Raw genomic sequence first — 22,342 nt, forward strand, 5'->3', positions numbered from 1 at the left:
GACCAGCTCGAAACTGGAACCACCGAGACCAGCGGGGCCGACCGAGTTCGCACGCCCGGGGGTTGAGTACCGGGGTTGCGCGGCCTCATGGGGTGAATGTGAATGTGATCGGGATCGGAGACTCGGCGCGAGAACGGATTTCGGGTGTCGGAGGTCGAGCGGGTTCGGGTGTGGGCTGCGGAGGGCCTAGACTCGTCCGGGTGCGCCTAGTGATTGCTCGTTGCCAGGTCGACTACGTCGGTCGTCTGACCGCCCACCTGCCGATGGCCCGGCGGCTCTTGATGATCAAGGCCGACGGTTCGGTGCTGGTGCATTCCGACGGCGGTTCGTACAAGCCGCTGAACTGGATGAGCCCGCCGTGTTGGCTCGAGGAGCGTCCCGACGACGTGCCGGAGGGGGCGAAGGCGCTGTGGGTGGTGACGAACAAGGCGAGCGAGGAACTGCGGATCACCGTCGAGGAGATCGAGCACGACTCCGCGCACGATCTGGGCGTCGATCCCGGTCTGGTCAAAGACGGTGTGGAGGCCCATCTCCAGGAGTTGCTGGCCGAGCACGTGCAGACCCTCGGTCCCGGCTACACGCTCATCCGACGCGAGTACATGACGGCCATCGGCCCGGTGGATCTGCTGTGCCGGGACGCCGACGGCGCCACGGTGGCGGTGGAGATCAAGCGCCGCGGCGAGATCGACGGTGTCGAACAGCTCACCCGCTACCTGGATCTGCTCAATCGTGACCCGCTGTTGGCGCCGGTGGCCGGGGTGTTCGCGGCCCAGCAGATCAAACCGCAGGCGCGCACGTTGGCCGAGGATCGCGGGATTCGGTGTCTGACCCTGGATTACGATGCGCTGCGCGGTACCGAGAGCAACGAGTTCCGGCTGTTCTGAACGATGATGATCGCTGTCACCACCTGGAACGTGCTGCACCGTGTCCACGCGGAGAACTGGTACGAAGATGTCGCGGACCGCTGGCCGGTGGAGTCCGAACGGATCGCGGCGATCACCGCGCGGATCGTGGCGATGCCCGATCGGGTGATCGCCTTGCAGGAGGTCAGCGGGGATCAGTTGGCCGCGTTGCGCACCGCGCTGCCGCACCGCGAGTTCCACGAACTGAAGTACCGGCGCGTCCCGCAGCCACGGCACGGCCCGACGGTCTTGACCGATCGTGACGAATATCTGGTGCTCGTCGTCGACGGGGCCGGCGAGCGGGTCGAGGCCGAATCCTTCGACAGCGACGGTGGTAAAGGCGTCTTGGCGGTGCGCGTGGGCGGGGTGACCGTGCTGGCGACCCACGTGACGGGTGACGCACGGCGCTGGGAGCAGTTGACGCGACTGCGCGAGGTCGCCGACGCCGCGGGCGGACCCGTGGTGCTGCTGGGGGATTTCAACATCGGCCGCGATTCGGTCGCCGAACATCTCGGGGACGCGTTCACGGTGGCGGAACTGCCGCGGGACGGCCTGCCGACGCGGCCGCGGTCCTCGGGGACCAAGAGCCAGTTCATCGATCACGTCGTGGCGCGCGATGTCGCGATCGTGGAGGCGGGTGTGGAGTCCGCCGGGGGGCTGTCGGACCACAATCCGGTGCGGGCGCGACTGTCGCTGACCGGGGCGTGAACCCGCCCGCCTACCCTTGAGCCATGCCCCGCCGTAAGCCCCGTTCCCGCGATTCCGCGCCGCGTTCGGGCCCCGCGCCGCTCGGTGACGTGTTCGGACGGACGGAGGCGGGCCCGGACGACGAGACCTATATCGTCCACACGGTTCCTGGCAACCGTGCAGTTAAGACATATCGGTGCCCCGGGTGCGACCACGAAATAGCCCGCGGCGTGCCGCATATCGTGGCCTGGGCGGTCGACGGGGGCGAGGAGGACCGCAGGCACTGGCATCAGGGGTGCTGGAACGGTCGTCGAACGCGCCGAATCACCCGTCGCTGGTCGTGAATCTAGACCTGATCGGTATTGAAAAGTTACTGCTCGGCAATCGTCGCGGACCGCGAGTCGCCATTCGACCCCAAAATACCTACCGGTAATACGGAAACCGGGTCGATAACGGGGTGAAAAATGACGGAAGGCCGCCCCCTGGGGGGCGGCCTTCGGGTGGAACCGGTGGAACTCGGAGCTGGTGGAGCGTCGTCGCCTGTCGCGTTCGGACGTCGTCAGTTCGAGATTTCGGCGTTCTCACGCTCCTCGGCGTCGATGTCCTCGTCGTCGTGGGCGACCTCGGGGATCGCCTTGGCGCGCGAGCCGGTGACGGACTTGGTGGCGCCGCCGCCGATCGACTTGCGCTGATCCGGCACGCCGTCGAGCAGTTCGCTCTCCCGGTTGACCGCGGCCAGCATGGCCGGGACCGAGTCGAGCTGGCCCCGGATGCCCAGCAGCTGGGCCAGGACGCGCCCGCGCAGCACGCGCATCTCCTCGGCCAGTTCCTTGGCGTGCGCGATCTTGCGCTCGGAGGTCTGGGTGGCGGAGGTGATGAGGCGGTTGGCCTCGTCGGTGGCATCCTTGATGCGCTGCGCGGCCTCGGCGCGGCTGGTGGCCTCGAGCTCCTCCATCGCGCGGGTCAGCTTGGTGCGCCGCTCCGCCATGGTGACCTCGAAGTCCTGCTGGGTGGCCTTGCGCTTGGCATCGGCTTCCTTGCCGAGGCGGTCGGCCTCGGCCTGGGCGGCCTCGATGATCTTGTTGGACTCGGTACGCGCGTTGGCGAGGGTCTGCTCGAACTCGATGTCGAGCGCCTCGCGCTTCTCCTTCGTCTCCGCGAGCAGCGACTCGTACTTGCCACGCATCTCGGTCGCCTGCTGCTCGGCGATCGACACCATCTCGGCGGCCTCGGCCTGCGCGAGGGCGCGGACTTCGGACGCCTCGTCGGAGGCCAGTCGGAGCATGCGAGAGATGCGGTCGGACATGCCTTCCGCGGTGGTGGGCGGAACCGAGAGGCGGTCGACCTCCTTGCGGAGTTCGTCGATCTCGTCCCGCGCATCCTCCAACTGGCTCGCGAGGTTACGTGCCTGCGCCGCAGCGGCATCGCGGTCGGTGGCGGTGACCCTCAGCTCTGCGTCGAAGCGGTCGAAGTAGTTGCGTACCTCGTCTTGCGCATAACCCTTGCGCACAACGGTGAAGGGCAGTGCAACGAAGCGATTGCGATCGGACTCAGGTGACGACATGGCACACAAACTACAGCCTACGGGCACATGATGGTGACTCGACCGGGAATGTGATTCCGATCAGTTTTCGCCCTCTGATCTTGATATCAGTGCGTCACACTCGGGTTCGGTTCCACCAACTCCACCAGCACACCGCCAGCATCCTTCGGGTGGATGAAATTGATGCGCGAATCGGCGGTGCCGTGCCGCGGCGCCTCGTAGAGCAGTCGAATGCCGCGATCGCGCAGATACGCGGAGACCGCCTCGAGGTCGGTGACGCGGTAGGCCAGTTGTTGCAGGCCGGGGCCGCTGCGATCGATGAACTTGGCGATGGTCGACTCGGCGTTCAGGGGCGCCAGCAATTGGAGGGCAGTCGCGCCGTCGGGTGCGCCGGGCAGCGAGAGCATCGCTTCGTGCACCCCCTGGCTCTCGTTGACCTCGCGGTGGGTCTCGATCATGCCGAGATTGTCTGCGTACCAGGCGATCGCGGCGTCCAGGTCGGGTACGGCGATGCCGACGTGGTCCACCGCGACGACGTAATCGCCGGGGATCAATGCGGGTGTCTGTGCTGTGCTCACTACTCGACGGTAGCGCGCACCTCCGCGCCGCCGCCCGGGGCGGACAAGCTACCGTTGAGTACGAAACGCCGACGTCACGCTCTCCCCAGGTGAGGGCGGTTCGCGCGGCGCGATCCACCCGAATGAGAGGCTCGTCGTGACCACAACCGTGATCGTTTCCGGTGCGCGCACCCCGGTCGGACGTCTGCTCGGCGGACTGAAGGATTTCAGCGGCTCGGATCTGGGCGGCCTGGCCATCAAAGCCGCGCTGGACAAGGGCGGCGTCGCGCCCGAGCAGGTCGACTACGTGATCATGGGCCAGGTGCTCACCGCGGGCACGGGCCAGATCCCGGCGCGGCAGGCCGCGGTGGCGGGCGGCATCCCGATGGACGTGCCCGCACTGACCCTGAACAAGGTCTGCCTGTCCGGCATCAACGCCATCGCGCTGGCCGATCAGCTGATCCGGGCGGGCGAGTACGAGATCGTGGTGGCGGGCGGCCAGGAATCGATGAGCCGCGCACCGCACATGCTCGAGAAGAGCCGCGAGGGCTTCAAATACGGCGATGTGACGCTGCGCGACCACCTCGCCTACGACGGACTGCACGACATCTTCACCGATCAGGCGATGGGCGCGCTCACCGAGCAGCGCAACGGCGAGGACCACGTGTCGCGCGAGGAGCAGGACGCGTTCGCCGCGGCTTCGCACCAGCGCGCGGCGGCCGCGTGGAAGAACGGCCTCTTCGACGAAGAGGTGACGCCGGTGGCGGTGCCGCAGCGCAAGGGTGACCCGGTGCTGGTGAACACCGACGAGGGCATCCGCGCCGACACCACCGTCGAGTCGCTGGGCAAGTTGCGTCCCGCGTTCCGCAAGGACGGCACGATCACCGCGGGCAGCGCGTCGCAGATCTCCGACGGCGCGGCGGCGGTCGTGGTGATGAGCAAGGCCAAGGCCGAGGAGCTGGGTCTGAGCTGGATCGCCGAGATCGGCGCGGCGGGCGTGGTGGCCGGTCCGGATTCGACGTTGCAGGACCAGCCCGCCAACGCCATCGCCAAGGCGTGCGCGCGCGAGGGCATCGCGCCCGCCGATCTGGATCTGGTGGAGATCAACGAGGCGTTCGCGGCGGTCGGTATCGCCTCGACCCGCAAGCTGGGCATCGATCCGGCCAAGGTGAACGTCAACGGCGGCGCGATCGCGATCGGCCATCCGCTGGGGATGTCCGGCGCGCGCATCCTGCTGCACCTGGCGCTGGAGTTGAAGCGGCGCGGCGGCGGTGTCGGCGCGGCGGCGCTGTGCGGCGGCGGCGGTCAGGGTGACGCCCTGATCGTTCGGGTTCCCGCCTAGGAGAGACCATCCGCCGCCGAGCACCTCGGCGGCGGATGTCCGTTTCGTCCGATGTGACGAGGGCAACTACGGACCGTCGTAGTAAATGCGGCACAATGAGCGCATGGGTTACTTCGATCTGCGCAGTGTCGTCGGCCGGTTCCGCTTCTTCGCTGTGCTCGAGGCGCTGTCCTGGCTGGGACTACTGACCGGCATGGCCTTCAAGTACATCCCGGACCCGGGCAACGAGATCGGCGTGAAGATCTTCGGCCCCATCCACGGCGGCATCTTCGTGCTGTTCGTGCTGTCGGCGCTGCTGGCCGCCCGCGAACTCGGGTGGAATCTGGTGACCACCGCGCTGGCCCTGCTGTCGAGCATCCCGCCGTTCTGCACGGTCGTCTTCGAGGTGTGGGCGGCGCGCACCGGCAAGCTGACCCCGGCCGAGGGCGCGGCCGTCCCGGCCACCGCCCCCTCGACTCCCTGACCGGAACCCCGCCCGCGGGCCCGACATGACGAAGTCGGCGTCGTGACGGCGGTGCCGTCGTGACAAACTGGATGTCGTGACTCGACCAGCCGCACGCCGCCCTTCGCCCGCCGTCGCCGCAGCCATGTCCGGTGCGGTGGATCTGTCCGGTCTGAAACAGCCGCCCGCCGGAGCCCCCGGCGCCGACCACGCGGTGTCGGTGGCGGATTTCGAGACCAAGGTGCTGCGCCGTTCGACGCAGGTGCCGGTGGTGGTCGTGCTGTATTCCCAGCGCAGCCCCGGCAGCATCGAATTGGTGCGCACCTTCGAGAGATTCGTCGCCGAGGACGCGGGCGCCTGGGATCTGGCCACCGTCGAGGCCGAGAACAACATGCAGATCGCCCAGGCGCTGCGGGTGCAGGGCATCCCCACCGTCGTCGCGATCGCGGGCGGTCAACCGCTGGCCGATTTCGAGGGCGCGCAGCCCGAAGCGCAGGTCCGGCAGTGGCTCGACGCGGTGATCGACGCCGTCGCGGGCAAGCTCGAGGGCGCGCCCGGCGGCGAAGCCGAGCAGCCCGAGGACCCGCGCTTCGTCGCCGCCGAGGAAGCCCTCGAACGCGGGGACATGGCGGGCGCGGAAGCCGCCTACGAGGCGATCATCGCCGCCGAACCGGGCAATGAGCAGGCCACCAGCGCGCTGCGGCAACTGCGGTTCCTCACCCGCGCGCAGCAAGCGCCCGAGACGGCGGTGGCCGATGCCGACGCCGATCCCGCCTCGGTCGAGCGGGCGCTGGCCGCCGCGGATCTGGAACTGCTCAACCAGCAGCCCGAGGCCGCCTTCGACAGGCTCATCGCGCTGGTCAAGCGCACCGCCGGGGATGACCGCACCGCGGCGCGCACCCGGCTGCTGGAGCTGTTCGAGCTGTTCGACGCGGCCGAACCGTTCGTGGTCGCGGCCCGTCGCAAGCTCGCCGCCGCCCTGTACTGATCCGAGTCGCCCGGTCCGGTCGCGCCGAACGCGCGGCCGGACCGTTCGGCTATCCGGGGGTCGGTCCCGCCAGCCAGATCGCGCTGTTGGGGGGTAGGGCCACCGCCGCCGACACCGGTCGCCCGTGCCAGGGGACCGATTCGGTCTCGACCGCGCCCAGGTTGCCGATCCCGGACCCGCCGTAGTCGGCGGCGTCGGTGTTGAGGATCTCGCGCCACGCGCCCGCCACCGGCAGGCCGACGCGGTAGGCGCCGTGCGTCGAGCCCGAGAAGTTGTGCACGCAGGCCACCACCGAGCCGTCGGCGCCGTAGCGCAGGAACGCCAGCACGTTGTTGTCGCGGTCGTCGGCCTCGATCCAGGAGTGGCCGCCCGGCGTGGCGTCCTGACTCCACAGCGCCGAATGCTCGCGATACACGCGGTTGAGCGCGCGCACGGCGTCGGTGATCCCGCGGTGCAGCGGGTTGTCCAGTTCCGCCCAGTCCAGGCCGCGGTCGTGCGACCACTCGCGGAACTGCCCGAAATCCTGGCCCATGAACAGCAGTTGCTTGCCCGGATGGGCCCACATGTAGGCCAGCAGCGCGCGCACGCCCGCGGCCTTGGCGAAATCGTCGCCGGGCATCCGCGTCCACAGTGTGCCCTTGCCGTGCACGACCTCGTCGTGGCTGATCGGCAGTACGTAGTTCTCGCTCCACGCGTACACCAGCGAGAAGGTGATCTCGTTGTGGTGCCAACTGCGGTGGATGGGATCGCGGCGCAGGAACCCGAGGGTGTCGTGCATCCAGCCCATGTTCCACTTCATGGTGAAGCCGAGGCCGCCGACGTCGGTACCCGTTGTCACCCCGGGCCAGGTGGTCGACTCCTCGGCGACGGTGATCACGCCGGGGTGGTCGCGGTGCAGCGAGTCGTTGAGCGCGCGCAGGAACGCCACGGCCTCCAGGTTCTCCCGGCCGCCGTGCGCGTTGGGCTCCCACTGGCCTTCGCCGCGGGAGTAGTCGAGGTAGAGCATCGAGGCGACGGCGTCGACGCGCAGGCCGTCGATGTGGAACTCCTCGACCCAGTAGCGGGCGTTGGCGATGAGGAAGTTGCGGACCTCGTTGCGGCCGAAATCGAAGATGTAGGTGCCCCAGTCGAGCTGTTCGCCGCGGCGCGGGTCGGGATGTTCGTAGAGCGGGGTGCCGTCGAAGCGGGCCAGCGCCCATTCGTCGCGCGGGAAGTGCGCGGGCACCCAGTCCAGCAGGACGCCGATCCCGGCGGCGTGCATCCGGTCGACGAAGAATCGGAAATCGTCTGGGGAGCCGAAGCGCGCGGTGGGGGCGTAGTAGGAGGTGACCTGGTAGCCCCACGATCCGCCGAAGGGATGTTCGGACACCGGCAGCAGTTCGATGTGGGTGTAGCCGGTCGCGGTGACGTAGTCGACGAGTTGGTCGGCGAGTTCGCGGTAGGACAGCCCGGGCCGCCACGAACCCAGATGCACCTCGTAGACGCTCATCGGCGCGCGGGTCGGGTCGAGGCCACGGCGGTGGTCGAGCCAGTCGGCGTCACCCCAGGTATAGGTGCTCGCGGCGACCACCGAGGCGGTGGCGGGCGGTGTCTCGGTGGCGAAGGCCAGCGGGTCGGCGTGGTCGACGGTGCGACCGTCCGCGCCGTGCACCCGGTACTTGTAGCGGGCGCCGACCTCGACGCCGGGGACGAACACCTCCCAGATTCCCGAGCCGCCCAGTCTGCGCAGGGGCGCGGCCTGCCCGCTCCAGCCGTCGAAATCTCCCGTCACGGTGACGCCGCGCGCGTTCGGCGCCCACACCGCGAACGACGTACCGGTGACCTCGCCGTCGAGGGTGGTGTAGCGGCGCGGATGCGCGCCGAGCACCTCCCAGAGTCGGTCGTGGGTGCCTTCGCCGATCAGATGCAGATCGAGGTCGCCGACTGTGGGCAGGAACCGGTAACCGTCGGCGGCGAGCACCCGCTGACCGCCGGGATAGGTGGTCACGACGCGGTAGTCCCGCAGATCCGGGTACGGCAGCGCGGCCGCGAACACGCCGTGACCGAGCGAGGTCAGCGCGTGATCGACGCCGCCGACCCGGATGTGCACCGACTCCGCGTGCGGACGCAGCACCCGGACCGCGACCCCGTCGGGATGCGGATGCGCGCCCAGCACGGTGTGCGGGTCGGTGTGGGTGCCCGCCGCCAGCAGCATCAGGTCACGGCGGTGCGGTGCCGCGCCGCTCACGTGAACGACCGTCGGTAGGCGAGTTCGGCCCGCACCCGCTGGGGCACCGGGGGCAATGCCAGGATGTGCGCGACCGCGCGGGACGGATCGAGCCGGACGTAATTCGTCTGCGCCCAGTGGTATTCCTCCCCGCTGACCTCGTCGAAGACCACCGGGTGGTCGTGCCATTCGCGGCCGATCGCGGGCAGGTCGACCGAGACGAAACCCTGTTCGGCCCCGTACGGATTCAGGTTCACCACGACCAGCACCGCGTCGCCGCCCACCGGATCGAATTTGGAGTAGGCGATGAGCGCGTCGTTGTCGACGTGGTGGAAATGCACGCAGCGCAACTGTTGCAGCGCGGGATGCGCGCGCCGGATCTCGTTGAGCCGGGTCAGCCACGGCTCCAACGACTCCTCGCGCGCCAGGGCCTCGGCGAACGCGCGCGGACGCAGTTCGTACTTCTCCGAATCCAGGTACTCCTCGCTGCCCGGGCGCACGGCCTGGTGCTCGTAGAGCTCGAACCCGGAGTAGACGCCCCAGGTCGGGGCCAGGGTCGCGGCCAGCACCGCGCGGATCGCGAACATGCCCGGACCGCCGTGCTGGAGGCTCTCGTGCAGGATGTCGGGAGTGTTGACGAACAGGTTCGGGCGCGCCTCGTCGGCCTTGGCGGCCAGTTCGTTGCCGAATTCGGTCAGCTCCCACTTGGCCACGCGCCAGGTGAAATAGGTGTAGGACTGGGTGAAGCCGCGCCGGGCCAGACCGTAGAGGCGCGCCGGGCGGGTGAACGCCTCCGACAGGAAGAGCACGTCGGGATCGGTGCGCCGCACCGTCGCGATCAGCCACTCCCAGAAGTCCGCGGGTTTGGTGTGCGGATTGTCGACGCGGAAGATCTTCACGCCCAACGAGATCCAGTGCCGGACCACCCGCAGGACCTCGGCGTAGAGACCGTCCGGGTCGTTGTCGAAGTTGACCGGGTAGATGTCCTGGTACTTCTTCGGCGGGTTCTCGGCGAAAGCGATGGTGCCGTCGGGCAGGGTCGTGAACCACTCGGGATGCGCCGCCACCCACGGGTGGTCGGGCGCGCACTGCAGTGCCAGGTCCAAGGCGACTTCGAGGCCGAGACGGTCGGCGGCGGCGACGAATTCGACGAAATCGGCTTCGGAGCCCAGCGCCGGATGGATCGCGTCGTGACCGCCGTCGGCCGACCCGATCGCCCACGGCGAACCGACGTCGCCCGGTTCTGCGGTCAGGGAGTTGTTGCGGCCCTTGCGGTTCACCGCGCCGATCGGGTGGATCGGCGGCAGGTAGACCACGTCGAAGCCCATCGCGGCGATGCGCGGCAATTCGGCGGCCGCGGTCGCGAAGGTGCCGTGCACCGGAACGCCTTTCGCGTCGCGCCCGCCGGTCGACCTGGGGAAGAACTCGTACCACGCCCCGAACAGCGCGCGGCGACGTTCCACGAACACGGAGTGCTGGGGGCCGCGGGTGACCAGATCGCGCAGCGGCGTGGCGCGCAGGATCTCGGCGACCTCCTCGGTGAACGCCGGCGCCACCCGGGCGGGCAGTTGTTCGTCGCCGCGCAAGGCCGCGGCCACCGCGCGCAATCGCTCGAACTGCTTCTTCGGCACCGCCTGCGCGGCCCGGTCGAACAGGCGCGCGCCCAGTTCCAGATCGTTGGCCAGATCGACCGCGCTCTGCCCGACGGCGAGTTTGGCCTCCACCGAGTGCCGCCACGTCGCGATCGGATCGCTCCAACCCTCCACCCGGAAAGTCCAGGTCCCGGCGATATGCGGGGTGAAAACGGCGTTGAAGACGTCCGGCTCGGCATCGGGGGTCATCCGGATCCTGGTCACCCGGCTCGACCCCGGCGCGCGCACGGCCAGACTCGCCGCGACGGCGTCGTGCCCCTCGCGCCACACCACGGCGCGTACCGGGAACATCTCGCCCACGACGGCCTTGGACGGATAGCGGCCCGCTCCGAGGGACGGTGCGGTGTCGTCGATGGCGATGCGGCCGGTCACGGGGACCAACCTACCGGCACCACCCGCTCACGAGCGGATCGAAGGGTTGCCGCGCCCCCCGCCGAGGCGGCGACGTGACCTGCGTCGCCCATCGGGAGGTGCGGGCGGGTAACCGGTAGGGTTCGCTGAGTGAAGGCCCTCCGTCGTTTCACCGTGCGTGCCCACCTGCCCGACCGACTCGCGGCCCTGGGTGAGCTCTCCACCAATCTGCGCTGGTCGTGGGACGGTCCGACCCAGGACCTGTTCCGCGATCTGGACCCCGGACTGTGGCGCGACCTCGGGCACGACCCCGTCCGCATGCTCGGTGAAGTGCCCGCCGCGCGGCTCGACGAACTCGCCGCCGACCCCGACTATCCGCGCCGCGTCGACGCGGCCGCCGCGGACCTGCGCGCCTACCTCGACGCCCCCGGCTGGTTCCAGCGCACCGAATCCGAGGTCGGCGGCATCGCCTACTTCTCCATGGAGTTCGGTGTCACCGAAGTGTTGCCGAACTACTCCGGCGGCCTCGGCATTCTGGCGGGCGACCACCTCAAGGCCGCCTCCGATCTCGGGCTGCCGCTGATCGCCGTCGGCCTGCTCTACCGCTCGGGCTACTTCCGCCAGTCGCTCTCGGCCGACGGATGGCAGCTCGAGCACTACCCGGCGCTGGACCCGCAGGGCCTGCCGCTGCGCCTGCTCACCGCCGACGGCTCCCCGGTACTGGTGCACGTCGCGATGCCCGATCAGCGCGTGCTGCGCGCGCGGGTGTGGATCGCGCAGGTCGGGCGGGTGCCGCTGCTGCTGCTCGACTCCGACATCGCCGAGAACGATCCCGAACTGCGCGCGGTCACCGATCGGCTCTACGGTGGCGACCAGGACCACCGGATCAAACAGGAGATCCTCGCCGGCGTCGGCGGCGTGCGGGCGGTGCGCGCCTACACCGGGGTCGAGGGCCTGCCCGATCCCGAGGTCTTCCACATGAACGAAGGACACGCGGGGTTCCTCGGCGTCGAACGCGTCCGCGAATACGTCTCGGCGGGCATGGATTTCGACACCGGCCTGGCCGCCGTGCGCGCGGGCACCGTGTTCACCACCCACACCCCCGTCCCGGCGGGCATCGACCGGTTCCCGATGTCGTTGGTGCGTCGCTACTTCGGCGGGAACAACGGCGAAGCCGACTCGACATTGCTGCCCGGCCTCCCGGTGGACCGCATCCTGTCGCTGGGCCGCGAAGCCGACCCCGAAGTCTTCAACATGGCGCACATGGGCTTGCGACTCGCCCAGCGCGCCAACGGCGTGTCCCGCCTGCACGGTGAGGTCAGCCGGTCGATGTTCGCGCCGCTGTGGCCCGGCTTCGACCCCGCCGAAGTGCCGATCGGGTCGGTCACCAACGGCGTGCACGCCCCCACCTGGGCCGCCCGCGAATGGGTCGACAAGGCCCGCGAGCACATCGGCGCCGAACTCGTCGAGGAGGCGCGCGGCTGGGAACGGCTGCGCGAGGTCCCGCTCGCCGACCTGTGGTCCACCCGCAACACCTTGCGCGCGGGCCTGGTCGCCGAGGTTCGCCGCCGGGTGCGCGCGTCCTGGCTCGAACGCGGCGCGGCCCCCGCCGAACTCGGCTGGGTCGAGGACGTCTTCGACCCCGACGTGCTCACCGTCGGCTTCGCCCGCCGCGTCCCCACCTACAAACGGCTCACCCTGATGCTGCGCGACCCGCAACGGCTGCGCGACCTGCTGCTCGACCCCGAACGGCCGGTGCAGTTGGTCGTCGCGGGCAAGAGCCACCCCGCCGACGACGGCGGCAAATCGCTGATCCAGCAGGTCGTGCGCTTCGCCGACGACCCGGAACTGCGGCACCGCATCGTCTTCCTGCCCGACTACGACATGTCGATGGCCCGCCACCTGTACTGGGGCTGCGACGTCTGGCTCAACAACCCGCTGCGCCCGCTCGAGGCCTGCGGCACCTCCGGCATGAAATCCGCGCTCAACGGCGGACTCAACCTGTCCATCCGTGACGGGTGGTGGGACGAGATGTACGACGGCGAGAACGGCTGGGCCATCCCCACCGCCGACGGCGTCACCGACGAACACCGCCGCGACGACCTCGAAGCCGCCGCCCTCTACGAACTCGTCGAACGCACCGTCGCGCCGCGTTTCTACGAACGCGACACCGCGGGCCTGCCCGGCCGCTGGGTCGAGATGGTCCGCCACACCTTGCAGACCCTCGGACCGAAGGTGCTGGCCTCGCGCATGGTCCGCGACTACGCCGTCGAGTACTACGCGCCCGCCGCCGCCGCGTTCCGCCGCGCCGCCGCCGACGACTACGCCGGTGCGCGCGCGGTCGCGGAATACCGGCGCAGGGTCGAATCGGCCTGGCCGTCGGTGAAGGTCGTCCAGGTCGACAGCGCCGGCCTGCCCGATACCCCGATCATCGGCGCCGAACTCGCCCTCACCGCGCGGATCGACCTCGGCGGACTCACCCCGGGCGAGGTGTCGGTGCAGGCGGTCCTCGGCCGGGTCTCCACCACCGACGAACTCTCCGACACCGTCGTGGTCCCGATGACCCACGCGGGTTCCGAATCCGGCGCCGAGATCTTCCAGGTGCGCACACCCGTCCCGCTGTCCGGCGCGGTCGGCTACACCGTGCGCGTCCTCCCGCACGACGACCTGCTCGCCTCCGACGCCGAACTCGGCCTGGTCGTCGCGCCCGGCGGCTGAGTTGTCACGCCCGGCGGCTGAACGGCACCCGTCGGACAGCGTGCGGGACAGGTCAACCATCGACATCCAGGGGAGAGCGCATGGCCCGGGTCCACGACCGCGTCGACGCCTACTTCGGCGTCGCCGCGCAAGGCTCCACGATCCGCACCGAACTGCTGGCGGGCACGGTCACCTTCCTCGCCATGTCCTACGTCCTCGCGGTCAACCCGGCCATCCTCGGTGACCAGGGCGCCCTCGGCGACAAAGGCATCCCCATGCAGGCGGTGTTCACCGCCACCGCCGTCGCCGCCGTCTTCGGCACCCTCGTCATGGGACTGTGGGCGCGCTACCCCATCGCACTCGCCCCCGGCATGGGGCTCAACGCCTTCTTCGCCTACTCCGTCGTCCTCGGCATGGGCATCCCCTGGCAGGTCGCGCTCTCGGGCACTTTTCTGTCCGGCGTGATCTTCTTCGTCCTGGCCGTCACCCGCGTGCGCGAACGCATCCTCGACGCCATCCCCTTGCCCATGAAATTCGCCGTCGGCGCGGGCATCGGACTGTTCGTCGCCTTCCTCGGCCTCAAGAACGCGGGCATCGTCGTCGCCGACGAAGCCACCTTCGTCACCCTCGGCGACTTCACCGAGGGCACCACCCTGCTGGCGCTGTTCGGGCTCGTCGTCACCGTCCTGTTCCTGGTCAGAGGTTGGCACGGCGCGGTGCTCTACGGCATCGTGCTCACCGCCCTGCTCGGCATCCTCACCGGACTCGTCCACCTGCCCGACGGCGTCGCCGCCCTGCCCCGCGGCCTCGACGAAACCTTCGGCCAAGCCATCGTCCACCTGCCCGACGCCTTCACCGGACAGATGGCCGTCGTCATCCTCACCATGCTCTTCGTAGACTTCTTCGACTGCGGCGGCACCCTCATCGGCGTCGCCAACCAAGCCGGACTGCTCGACGAGAACGGCCGCCTGCCCCGCGCCGCCAGCGCCTTCGCCGCCGACTCCGTCGGCACCATGGCGGGCGCCGTCATCGGCACCTCCACCACCACCGCGTACGTCGAATCCACCGCGGGCGTCTCCGCGGGCGGACGCACCGGCCTCACCGCCGTCACCACCGCGGGCTGGTTCCTGCTCGCCATGTTCTGCTACCCGATCTTCGCCGTCGTGGCGGGCTCACCCGAAGTCACCGCGCCCGCCCTCATCGTCGTCGGCGTCCTCATGTCCCGCGCCCTCGGCGAAATCGACTGGACCCGCCTCGAATACGCCATCCCCGCCTTCCTCACCGTCACCGTCATGCCTCTGACCTACTCCATCGCCAACGGCCTCGCCATGGGCCTGACCTTCTACCCCCTCGTCATGCTCGCCCGCGGCCGCGCCCGCGAAGTCCACCCCGTCATGTGGGCGCTCGTCCTGGTCTTCCTCGGGTACTTCTTCTTCCTCGCCGAATGAACGCGGCGTGGTCTCGATGTACCGCTCGGTCGGTCCGTGCGGTGCGCTAATCTGAGGGCGGTCCGAAGGGAACCGGTGGGGGATCCGGCGCGTCAAATCCTGTGACGGGTTGCTCCGCGCGACTACAGGAGTGAGATGCGAACGATCGATCGGATGACGTGGCGGCGTGCGCTTCCCGCGATCGTCGCCGGGCTCGTGGTGGTGGGGGTTGTCGCGGGGTGTGGGACGACTGTCGAGGGGGCTCCGCAGACGGCGGGGCCGTCCACCGGGGTGAATGGGGAGCGGCCGCTGACTTGGAACCCCTGCTCCGACCTCGGCAGTGATGCGTTGCTGGCGGCCCGCGTCGATCCCGCAGCCAAAGAAACAGTGACAGATGCAAAGAGCGGACCGGTCGGCGCCCGGATGTGTCAGTGGCCATCTACGATAGGCCCGTACTCCCTCATCGTGGGTGCCTTGACGGTCACGCTGGACCAGTGGCGAACCAACACCAAGATCGCCGGGATTCAGGATGTGCGGGTGGGAGGTCAGTCCGCCTTGACCTTCTATGACAAGAGCGATCCCGACAAGCTGGCGTGCTACGTCGCCCTGTCGTCTCCCGAAGGGTCGTATGAGATTTCGGCGGGCTGGTTCTACAGCCAGCGGGCGAGCCTGCCCCAGGCACCTCCGTGCGATCTCGCGATGGAGTATGCCGCCGGGCTCCTTCCCTATCTTCCGAAATAGGGGCCAGTCGGCGGGGCACGAGCGCGGGGTTCGGCGAAGTCGACCGGCCGATGTGCTCGATAGTTCAGTTCTCAGGGAGGGATGACGGCATGGCTGCGGAAATGCAGGACATGGTCACGCATTGGAAGAATCTCAAAACACAGGCGGAGTCGGGTGAGTTGAAGATGGACCCCGATATCGGCAACGCATTGAAGGCACACGCCGAGAAGATGCGTGGGAAACTCGACTTGATGCTGACCCGTGCGCGAGCGCTGGAAATACTTCAGGGCTTCGGTGGCCTGGACACCGCGAACACCCTCCGGAAGAAATTCGAGGCGAAGGCGACCGGAGCCGATGGTTCGGCACTGATCCGCTTGCAGCAGAGCATCGAAATACTCACGCTGATGTCCGAGACGTACGCGAAGGCGATCGGAACGATCCAGGAGACGGATCTGACCAACGCTCAGAAGTTGGGGAATGCCGAAGCGGAGGTGCAGTAATGGTGGACTGGGATTCGTGGATGGCATGGTCGAGCAACCCGATCATCGGATTGACGAACACGATCCACAATTCTCGCGACGACGCGGATAGTTCGAAGACCGCCGATCAGCAACGCGCGGAGAATCAGAAGAACACGTGGGATCAGGATCGTGCGATCGTCGGCACTGAGTACTCCAGTCTCATGACCGAGTCGGGTGCGGGCAATGACGGTCGCGCCCTGACCTTCCAGGACAAGTTCGAAACCATGGATCATCAGCAGATCTACGCCGCAGTACGGGACATAGATCCCACATTGGTCAATTCGGGCGCAGATGGTTGGCGTGCCTTGGCCGGCCAGGCCCGCACTGCCGTGGAGGAGTACTCGACCGGCATCGAGCAGTCGATCACGGAGCATTGGAATGGGCAGTCGGGGGCTAAGGCGATCGAGGCGACTCGGCAGTTCGCCACCTCGTTCACGAGTTTGGCGGCGGGGTTCCAGTTGGTGGGGCACGGGTTGGATTTGATGGAGGGGCATCTGGCGCAGGCGAAGGGGTCGGTGGGGGAGCCGGACAACTTGACGTTCGGGGACAAGTTGGTGGATGCGCTGCCGTTCCAGAGTGTGGTGAAGGGGCCGAGTTATCGGGCGGAGGAGGCGGAGGAGCAGGCGCGGTACGTGATGATCAATTACTACCGGCCGGGGGCGGAGGACGTGGACGGGCGGACGCCGAAGTTCGCGGAGCCGTCGAGCAGTACCGACGGCGACGGGTCGGACAAGCCGAAGACCAACGATCCGGGTGGGCCCGGGGGGACGCAGACGCCGACGGTGCCGTCGGGGTCGACGCCGCAAGGTTCGACGCCGCAGGGCACCACCGAGCAGCCGACGACGCCGCAGACCACGGACACCGATCCGAGTAAGTCGAGTACCCCGACGACGCCGCAGAGTACGAACACCGATCCGAGCAAGACGGCGACGCCGACGACGCCGCAGTCCGCGAATCCGAGTGTGCCGACCGCGAATACGCCGGGTTCAGGGGTGCCGGGTTCGGGGTCGCCGAATCTGGGGAGCGGTGTCCCCGGGTCGGGTTCGCCGGGGACGGGTACGCCGAGTGCGGGCCGCAGTGTTCCGGGGGCCGGTGCGGCGGGGAACACGGCGAGCAAGTCGAACGGGTCGAACCGTGGCACGGGGTCCTCGACGGGGCGGGCCGGGACGCCGGGGATGGGTGGTGCGGGCGGTGGTCGCGGCAAGGGTGACGAGGACGACGAGCATTCGACTCCCGACTACCTGATCTACGACCACGGTGACGAACTGCTCGGGACGCAACCGCCCGCGTTGCCGCCGGGCGGTGTGATCGGCGGATGAGAGCGGGCGGGTGTGGAACGAGTGAGTGGGCGCGCGGATGAGTGACGAGCGCTGGCATCTGAGCGGTTTGATGTTCCAGATCGCGGTGGAGGGTTTCGGGCGGGACAGGTTGCCGTATCCGATCCGCTACATCGCCGACGATCCGGGGATCGAGGTCGCCGAGGATTATCACCGGTTGCGGCAGCAGGCCGGGCGGGAGATGGCGGGGTTCGCGAGCCGGGAGTTGTTCGAGGCGTTGCGGGTGCTGTTGGAACCGCAGGTGCGGGTGGAGGTGCACGGTTTCTACGGCCCCGATTTCGGTGGCGTGGTGCGGGTGCACGCCGGGATGGTGGGGTCGGTGGCCACGGTGGCGGTGCAGCGTCCGGGGCCGACCCAGCGGTACGGGCGCGATGTGATCCTCACCAGGACGGGCGTGGGTGAGGCGGCGGCGAAGATCATCGCCGCGGTGCCGGAGTGCGCGCCGGGGCGTATCGCGCCGGTCACGGGTCGACGCTCGGATATGGCGCGGGCAACGCACATTCGCGACCCGTACCTGGAGGAGATCAATCGGATCGTGCGGCGTCCGCGTTCGGGCCTGGGAGAGGTGAATGTGTTCCGCGGCGGCGCGATCGACAGCCGTCCGACGAACGACGGTCGCGGCTTCCACTGGATGGACTACCTGCCGACCGACGGCCGCTACCTGCTGCACAATCACGATCGCGACGAGTTCACTCTCACGCCCGGTTCGCGCGAGGAGATCACGAACCGTCTGCGCGAACTGATCGAGTCGACCCACCGCGCCACTGTCCGCGCCTGGTAGCGGCAGTTTCCAGGAGACTGCGCCGTGCTCGCCGCAGGAGGTTCCAGGCCGGCCGTTCCGAGGGACGCTGCCCGTCCCGAGGGACGCTGCCTGTAGGTCGTCGGTGTCGGTGGCGCGGGTGGCGGGAACAGGGCGGTCGCCGAGCGTGTCCCATATCGCGGGCTGAGGTGGGTCGGTGTCCGGAGTTCAGGAGGGCGTTCGAGGTGCAGGCGAGGTATCGCCGCTCTCGAGGGGGAGTGAGCTCAGTTGCGGAGGATCAGCATGGTGTCGGCTCCGCGGTGGAACTCGAAGGTGACGGTGCGGTGTTCGGTGCGTACGCCGTGTTCGGCGAGGCGGGCGGACAATTCGGCGACCAAAGCGTCCTGCGGGACGCCGAGGTAGTCGACCAAGGGGTAGACGCGGACTTCGCCGCGCGCGACGCGCAGGAGTTCGCGCAGGGCGGCGTGGTGGAAGTCGGTGTCGAGTCGGTCGGCGTAGGTGAAGAGCAGGTGGGAGCTCAGGACCAGGTCGAAGTCGTTGTCCGGGAAGGGAAGTGCGGGCAGGGCGGCGGCGATGTAGCGGGACGGGTGCGCGGTGCGGTCGGCGGCGAAGCGGGTGGCGGCGGCGCGGCGGACGCGGTGGTGGTGTTCGGGGGTGCCGTAGTGGCCCCAGACGTAGCGGTCGGCGTGGGCGTCGAGCCATTCGGCGCCGCGATCGGTTTCGGCGAGGACGTGGTCGCGGAGGCGGTCGGCGGGGTGGACGTAGGCGGGGTCGACGGCGGTGACCCGCGCCCCCAGGCCGGCGGCTTCGGCGGCGAAAGCGGCCGCGCCGCCGGGACAGTCGAGGATGGCGCGATCGTGCAGGTCGGTGTCGGTGAGGGCGAACATGGCGCGGTATTCGTCGAGGGACCGCGCGCTGATCAGGTAGTCGCCGATCGAATCGGCCGGTGCGGCGGGATCCACGGTGCTCCTCAGTTGGCGGTCAGGCGACGCAGGGCCTTGGTGACGACCTCCGGGTCGGCCGTCTCCCAGTACGGGGGCAGGGACGCGCGCAGGTAGCCGCCGTAGCGGGCGGTGGCCAGGCGGGAGTCGAGGATCGCGACCACGCCGCGGTCGTCCACGCTGCGCAGCAGTCGGCCGGTGCCCTGGGCCAGCAGGAGGGCGGCGTGATTCGCGGCAACGGTGAGGAATCCGTTGCCGCCGCGCGATTCCACGGCGCGCTGCCGCGCGGCGAGCAGCGGATCGTCGGGGCGGGGGAACGGGATGCGGTCCAGGATCACCAGGCTCAGTGACGGGCCGGGCACGTCGACGCCCTGCCACAGCGACAGCGTGCCGAACAGCGAGGTGGCGGGGTCGTCGGCGAATTTCCGGACCAGTGCGCCGGTGGCGTCCTCGCCCTGGCACAGGATCGGGGTGTCCAGGCGCGGGCGCAGCGCCTCGGTGGCGGCTTTGGCGGCGCGCATCGAGGAGAACAGGCCGAGGGTGCGTCCGCCCGCCGCTTCGATGAGCCGTTCGATCTCGTCCAGGTAGGCCGGGGCGAGGCCGTCGCGGCCGGGGGCCGGCAGGTGTCTGGCGACGTAGAGGATGCCGGATTTGGCGTGGTCGAACGGGGAGCCCACGTCGAGGCAACTCCAGTGCACGGTGTCAGCGTCGGCGGGGGCCTGCGATCCGGTGGCGGTGCCGGTGTCGGGGCGGTTGGGTGTCAGGGCGGGCAGACCCCAGGTGATGGCGAGGCTGTCGAAGGAGCCGCCGATCTGGAGGGTGGCCGAGGTCAGGATGACGGTGGACGCGCCGAACAGGCGGGTGCGCAGCAGGCCGCCGACCGACAGCGGGGCCATGCGCAGCGTCTTGCGGGCGACGCCGCGGACCTCGTCGGCGGACAGCCAGATGACGTCGCGCCGGGCGGAGGGGTCGGTCTCCTCGAAAGAGGTGAGGGCGCGGACCGCGCTGTCGTGCACGTCGTCGATGGCGGCCAGGGCGAGGGTGCGGGCGGCGGCGGTGTCGGCGTCGCCCTGGGCGCTGGAACTGCCGGGCGGGTTGAGGGCGGTGCGGGCGTTCCAGGCGGCGTCGCGGACCAGCGCGAGGACCTGCGCGACGCCGTCGGGCATGGCGTCCCAGCGCGCGGCGGGCAGATCGTCCAGGGCGGCGTGCCATGCTTCGGCCGCGCCTTCGAGGCGGTCGACCTCGCGTTCATCGATGAGTTTGGCGCAGCGCCGGGCGGCGGCGCTGATGGCGGTGGGGGCGAGTTCGGCGGTGGCGACCCCGGTGACGCGGTCGACCAGTTCGTGCGCCTCGTCGATGACGACCACGTCGTGTTCGGGCAGCACCTGGATGCCGCTGATGGCGTCGATGGCCAGCAGCGCGTGATTGGTGACGACGATGTCGGCCTGCGCGGATTCGCCGCGCGCGCGTTCGGCGAAGCAGTCCTGGCCGAAGGGGCAGCGGGATTTGCCGAGGCATTCGCGCGAGGACACGCTGACTTGCCGCCACGCCTGGTCGCTGACGCCCGGGGCGAGTTCGTCGCGGTCGCCGGTCTCGGTGTCGGAGGCCCATTCGTTGAGCCGCTTGACTTCTCGGCCCAGGCGGGAGACGGCGAAGGCGTCGAAGAGTTCGGCCTCGGCGGGTTCCTCCGGCAGCGCGCTGTTGATCTTGTTCAGGCACAAATAGTTGTTGCGGCCCTTGAGGATCGTGAATTTGGCGGTGCGCCCGAGCGGTTCGCTCAGCGCGTCGGCCAGACGCGGCAGGTCGCGGTCGACCAGCTGGCGTTGCAGCGCGATGGTGGCGGTGGAGATCACGACGGTGCGACCGGTGCGCACGGCGTGCCGCAGGCTGGGCACGAGGTAGGCCAGCGACTTGCCGGTGCCGGTGCCCGCCTGGACGGCGAGGTGCTCGCGGGTGTCGATGGCGTGGTCGACGGCGGCGGCCATACTCAGCTGTCCGGTGCGTTCCTTGCCGCCGAGGGCCGTGACGGCGGCGGACAGCAGTTGCGGGACTGACGGCAGTTCGGGCACCTGAGCAGCCTACGTCGCGGCACCGACACCTTCACCGGCCCAGACGGCTCGGCCCGCGCTCGGAAAGTCGGACCGACCGGTCGCATCCTGGACGGCCCGGACCGCTGAGCCTGGACGGCCCGGCCCCGGACTGCTGGGCCTGGACGGCTCGGCCCGGACATGCCCGAGAGGCGCGACGCTCGGCGCTCAGAGGGTCGGACCGGTCAACCGCACCCCGGCGGCCTTCATCTGCCCCATGGCCGTGGTGGTGGTCTCGACGGCGACCCCGGCGGTCAGGTTCAGCAGCACCGTGGTGTCGAAACCGGCGGAGACGGCGTCCAGGGCGGTGGCGCGCACGCAGTGGTCGGTGGCGATCCCGACGATGTCCACGGCGTCGACGCCGCGCCCGCGCAGCCATTCGGCCAGGGACACGCCGTCCTCGGTGCTGCCCTCGAATCCCGAATAGGCGGCGCTGTATTCGCCTTTGGAGAAGACCGCGTCGACGGGACCGAGGTCGAGGTTCGGGTGGAACTGCGCGCCCGGTGTGCCGACCCGGCAGTGCGGCGGCCAACTGTCGACGTAGTCGGGGTCGTCGGAGAAGTGCGCACCCGGATCGATGTGGTGGTCGCGGGTGGCGACCACTTCGGCGTAGTCGGTGCCCGCGACGTGGTCGCTGATGTCGGCGGCCACGGCCGCGCCGCCCGCGACGGCCAGCGATCCGCCTTCGCAGAAGTCGTTCTGCACGTCGACGATGATCAGCGCCCGGCTCATGACGCACGCCCTTCCGTTGGTGCGACCGAGGATGTAAACGCAGCCTACCCGGTTCGGGGATAACCCTGTGTGGCCCGAACGGGGCCGGAAACGGAGACGGCAGTGAGCAACAAGGCACTCAGGATCGGGATCGCGGTGTTCGTCGCCTACGTGGCCTACGCCTTGGCGAGTCTGGCGTTGGGCGCGGAGTTCGACAGCATCGACGACTGGATCTCGGTGGCGATCAAGGGATTCCTGGTCGGTGCGCTGTCGGTGGCCGCGGTGGAGTGGGTGGCCCGCCGTCGCGCCGGTCGCGACCGCTGAACCGCGCTCAGGGCAGGAAGGTGGTCGGGATCGCGGGTTCGCCCGCGGACAGTTTCAGCCCTTCCCACGGCAGACTGACCAACCCCCGCGCCACCAGTTCGCGGCTCTGGGCCAGATCGGGCAGACCGTCGACGTCGACGGTCTGCC

The 22,342-nt window shown here is 69.4% G+C and carries 20 protein-coding genes; 13 read left to right on the forward strand and 7 right to left on the reverse strand.

Annotation, left to right across the window (positions count from 1 at the left end; translation table 11 throughout):
- Positions 1–200 precede the first annotated feature (200 nt).
- From nucS to ON30_RS40875, 3 genes are read left to right on the forward strand one after another with little or no spacing between them, the layout of a single operon-like run.
- Entirely contained in the window at positions 201–884 is a 684-nt protein-coding gene (nucS, locus tag ON30_RS06070; protein ID WP_040704812.1) for an endonuclease NucS, read from the forward strand.
- Positions 885–890: 6 nt separating this feature from the next.
- Positions 891–1,610, forward strand: coding sequence for an endonuclease/exonuclease/phosphatase family protein (locus ON30_RS06075; protein ID WP_040704827.1), 720 nt, complete (start codon positions 891–893; stop codon positions 1,608–1,610).
- 23 nt (positions 1,611–1,633) lie between these two features.
- Positions 1,634–1,933 carry an Rv1322 family protein gene (locus ON30_RS40875; protein ID WP_083911170.1) on the forward strand — a complete coding sequence of 100 codons (300 nt, stop codon included), beginning with the start codon at positions 1,634–1,636 and terminating at the stop codon, positions 1,931–1,933.
- 215 nt (positions 1,934–2,148) lie between these two features.
- Here ON30_RS40875 and ON30_RS06080 read toward each other — a convergent pair whose 3' ends face one another.
- Both ON30_RS06080 and mce read right to left on the reverse strand, forming a co-directional pair.
- Positions 2,149–3,153 carry a coiled-coil domain-containing protein gene (locus ON30_RS06080; RefSeq protein WP_040704813.1) on the reverse strand — a complete coding sequence of 335 codons (1,005 nt, stop codon included), beginning with the start codon at positions 3,151–3,153 and terminating at the stop codon, positions 2,149–2,151.
- Positions 3,154–3,239: 86 nt separating this feature from the next.
- Positions 3,240–3,710 (reverse strand): methylmalonyl-CoA epimerase, encoded by a 471-nt coding sequence (gene mce / locus ON30_RS06085; RefSeq protein WP_040704814.1) that lies wholly within the window; start codon positions 3,708–3,710, stop codon positions 3,240–3,242.
- 136 nt (positions 3,711–3,846) lie between these two features.
- Between mce and ON30_RS06090 the strand changes: the two genes are divergently transcribed.
- From ON30_RS06090 to ON30_RS06100, 3 genes are all read left to right on the forward strand, one after another.
- Positions 3,847–5,031, forward strand: a complete 1,185-nt coding sequence (locus tag ON30_RS06090) for an acetyl-CoA C-acetyltransferase (RefSeq protein ID WP_040704815.1) — start codon at positions 3,847–3,849, stop codon at positions 5,029–5,031.
- 103 nt (positions 5,032–5,134) lie between these two features.
- Entirely contained in the window at positions 5,135–5,494 is a 360-nt protein-coding gene (locus ON30_RS06095; RefSeq protein ID WP_040704816.1) for a DUF3817 domain-containing protein, read from the forward strand.
- Positions 5,495–5,618: 124 nt separating this feature from the next.
- Positions 5,619–6,461, forward strand: a complete 843-nt coding sequence (locus ON30_RS06100; RefSeq protein ID WP_040704817.1) for a tetratricopeptide repeat protein — start codon at positions 5,619–5,621, stop codon at positions 6,459–6,461.
- A 49-nt stretch (positions 6,462–6,510) separates the two neighbouring features.
- On the opposite strand, the gene glgB is transcribed toward ON30_RS06100, so the two are convergent.
- Both glgB and ON30_RS06110 read right to left on the reverse strand, forming a co-directional pair.
- Positions 6,511–8,655, reverse strand: a complete 2,145-nt coding sequence (gene glgB / locus ON30_RS06105) for a 1,4-alpha-glucan branching protein GlgB (RefSeq protein WP_051028981.1) — start codon at positions 8,653–8,655, stop codon at positions 6,511–6,513.
- A gap of 29 nt (positions 8,656–8,684) precedes the next feature.
- On the reverse strand, positions 8,685–10,691 hold the full coding sequence (locus tag ON30_RS06110) for an alpha-1,4-glucan--maltose-1-phosphate maltosyltransferase (RefSeq protein WP_040704828.1): 2,007 nt from the start codon (positions 10,689–10,691) through the stop codon (positions 8,685–8,687).
- A 129-nt stretch (positions 10,692–10,820) separates the two neighbouring features.
- On the opposite strand from ON30_RS06110, the gene glgP reads away from it, so the two are divergent.
- The 6 genes from glgP (at position 10,821) to ON30_RS06140 (ending at position 18,153) form a co-directional block, all read left to right on the forward strand.
- On the forward strand, positions 10,821–13,388 hold the full coding sequence (gene glgP, locus ON30_RS06115; protein WP_040704819.1) for an alpha-glucan family phosphorylase: 2,568 nt from the start codon (positions 10,821–10,823) through the stop codon (positions 13,386–13,388).
- A gap of 80 nt (positions 13,389–13,468) precedes the next feature.
- The gene (locus ON30_RS06120; RefSeq protein WP_040704820.1) at positions 13,469–14,815 is read left to right on the forward strand and encodes an NCS2 family permease; all 1,347 of its coding nucleotides are present in this window, start codon (positions 13,469–13,471) and stop codon (positions 14,813–14,815) included.
- A 135-nt stretch (positions 14,816–14,950) separates the two neighbouring features.
- Positions 14,951–15,535, forward strand: a complete 585-nt coding sequence (locus tag ON30_RS06125) for a DUF3558 domain-containing protein (protein WP_040704821.1) — start codon at positions 14,951–14,953, stop codon at positions 15,533–15,535.
- 89 nt (positions 15,536–15,624) lie between these two features.
- Complete coding sequence (locus ON30_RS06130; RefSeq protein WP_051028980.1) at positions 15,625–16,014, forward strand: hypothetical protein; 390 nt, start codon at positions 15,625–15,627, stop codon at positions 16,012–16,014.
- Positions 16,014–17,354, forward strand: coding sequence for a hypothetical protein (locus ON30_RS38360; RefSeq protein WP_040704822.1), 1,341 nt, complete (start codon positions 16,014–16,016; stop codon positions 17,352–17,354). Before ON30_RS06130 ends, ON30_RS38360 begins: the two co-directional genes overlap by 1 nt.
- Positions 17,355–17,391: 37 nt before the next feature.
- The gene (locus ON30_RS06140; RefSeq protein ID WP_040704830.1) at positions 17,392–18,153 is read left to right on the forward strand and encodes an ESX secretion-associated protein EspG; all 762 of its coding nucleotides are present in this window, start codon (positions 17,392–17,394) and stop codon (positions 18,151–18,153) included.
- A 242-nt stretch (positions 18,154–18,395) separates the two neighbouring features.
- Here the strand turns inward: ON30_RS06140 and ON30_RS06145 are convergent, their stop codons facing one another.
- The 3 genes from ON30_RS06145 to ON30_RS06155 all read right to left on the reverse strand — a co-directional run bounded on the left by ON30_RS06145 (position 18,396) and on the right by ON30_RS06155 (position 21,892).
- On the reverse strand, positions 18,396–19,094 hold the full coding sequence (locus tag ON30_RS06145) for a methyltransferase domain-containing protein (protein ID WP_040704823.1): 699 nt from the start codon (positions 19,092–19,094) through the stop codon (positions 18,396–18,398).
- A gap of 8 nt (positions 19,095–19,102) precedes the next feature.
- Positions 19,103–21,142, reverse strand: coding sequence for an ATP-dependent DNA helicase (locus ON30_RS06150; RefSeq protein WP_040704824.1), 2,040 nt, complete (start codon positions 21,140–21,142; stop codon positions 19,103–19,105).
- Between the two features lie 186 nt (positions 21,143–21,328).
- Positions 21,329–21,892 carry an isochorismatase family protein gene (locus ON30_RS06155; RefSeq protein WP_040704825.1) on the reverse strand — a complete coding sequence of 188 codons (564 nt, stop codon included), beginning with the start codon at positions 21,890–21,892 and terminating at the stop codon, positions 21,329–21,331.
- Positions 21,893–21,994: 102 nt separating this feature from the next.
- On the opposite strand from ON30_RS06155, the gene ON30_RS06160 reads away from it, so the two are divergent.
- Positions 21,995–22,195: a DUF2530 domain-containing protein gene (locus tag ON30_RS06160; protein WP_040704826.1), complete on the forward strand. Its 201-nt coding sequence runs from the start codon at positions 21,995–21,997 to the stop codon at positions 22,193–22,195.
- Positions 22,196–22,342 lie beyond the last annotated feature (147 nt).

Source organism: Nocardia takedensis NBRC 100417 (genome assembly GCF_000308695.1).
Lineage (GTDB): Bacteria > Actinomycetota > Actinomycetes > Mycobacteriales > Mycobacteriaceae > Nocardia > Nocardia takedensis.

Excerpts from the sequence above, each read along its gene's own strand:
- ON30_RS06075 (WP_040704827.1), top strand. The coding sequence starts at position 891 with ATGATCGCTGTCACCACCTGGAACGTGCTGCACCGTGTCCACGCGGAG.
- ON30_RS40875 (WP_083911170.1), top strand. The coding sequence starts at position 1,634 with ATGCCCCGCCGTAAGCCCCGTTCCCGCGATTCCGCGCCGCGTTCGGGC.
- ON30_RS06080 (WP_040704813.1), bottom strand. The coding sequence starts at position 3,153 with ATGTCGTCACCTGAGTCCGATCGCAATCGCTTCGTTGCACTGCCCTTC.
- ON30_RS06095 (WP_040704816.1), top strand. The coding sequence starts at position 5,135 with ATGGGTTACTTCGATCTGCGCAGTGTCGTCGGCCGGTTCCGCTTCTTC.
- ON30_RS06100 (WP_040704817.1), top strand. The coding sequence starts at position 5,619 with ATGTCCGGTGCGGTGGATCTGTCCGGTCTGAAACAGCCGCCCGCCGGA.
- glgB (WP_051028981.1), bottom strand. The coding sequence starts at position 8,655 with ATGCTGCTGGCGGCGGGCACCCACACCGACCCGCACACCGTGCTGGGC.
- ON30_RS06120 (WP_040704820.1), top strand. The coding sequence starts at position 13,469 with ATGGCCCGGGTCCACGACCGCGTCGACGCCTACTTCGGCGTCGCCGCG.
- ON30_RS06125 (WP_040704821.1), top strand. The coding sequence starts at position 14,951 with ATGCGAACGATCGATCGGATGACGTGGCGGCGTGCGCTTCCCGCGATC.
- ON30_RS06130 (WP_051028980.1), top strand. The coding sequence starts at position 15,625 with ATGGCTGCGGAAATGCAGGACATGGTCACGCATTGGAAGAATCTCAAA.
- ON30_RS38360 (WP_040704822.1), top strand. The coding sequence starts at position 16,014 with ATGGTGGACTGGGATTCGTGGATGGCATGGTCGAGCAACCCGATCATC.
- ON30_RS06140 (WP_040704830.1), top strand. The coding sequence starts at position 17,392 with ATGAGTGACGAGCGCTGGCATCTGAGCGGTTTGATGTTCCAGATCGCG.
- ON30_RS06155 (WP_040704825.1), bottom strand. The coding sequence starts at position 21,892 with ATGAGCCGGGCGCTGATCATCGTCGACGTGCAGAACGACTTCTGCGAA.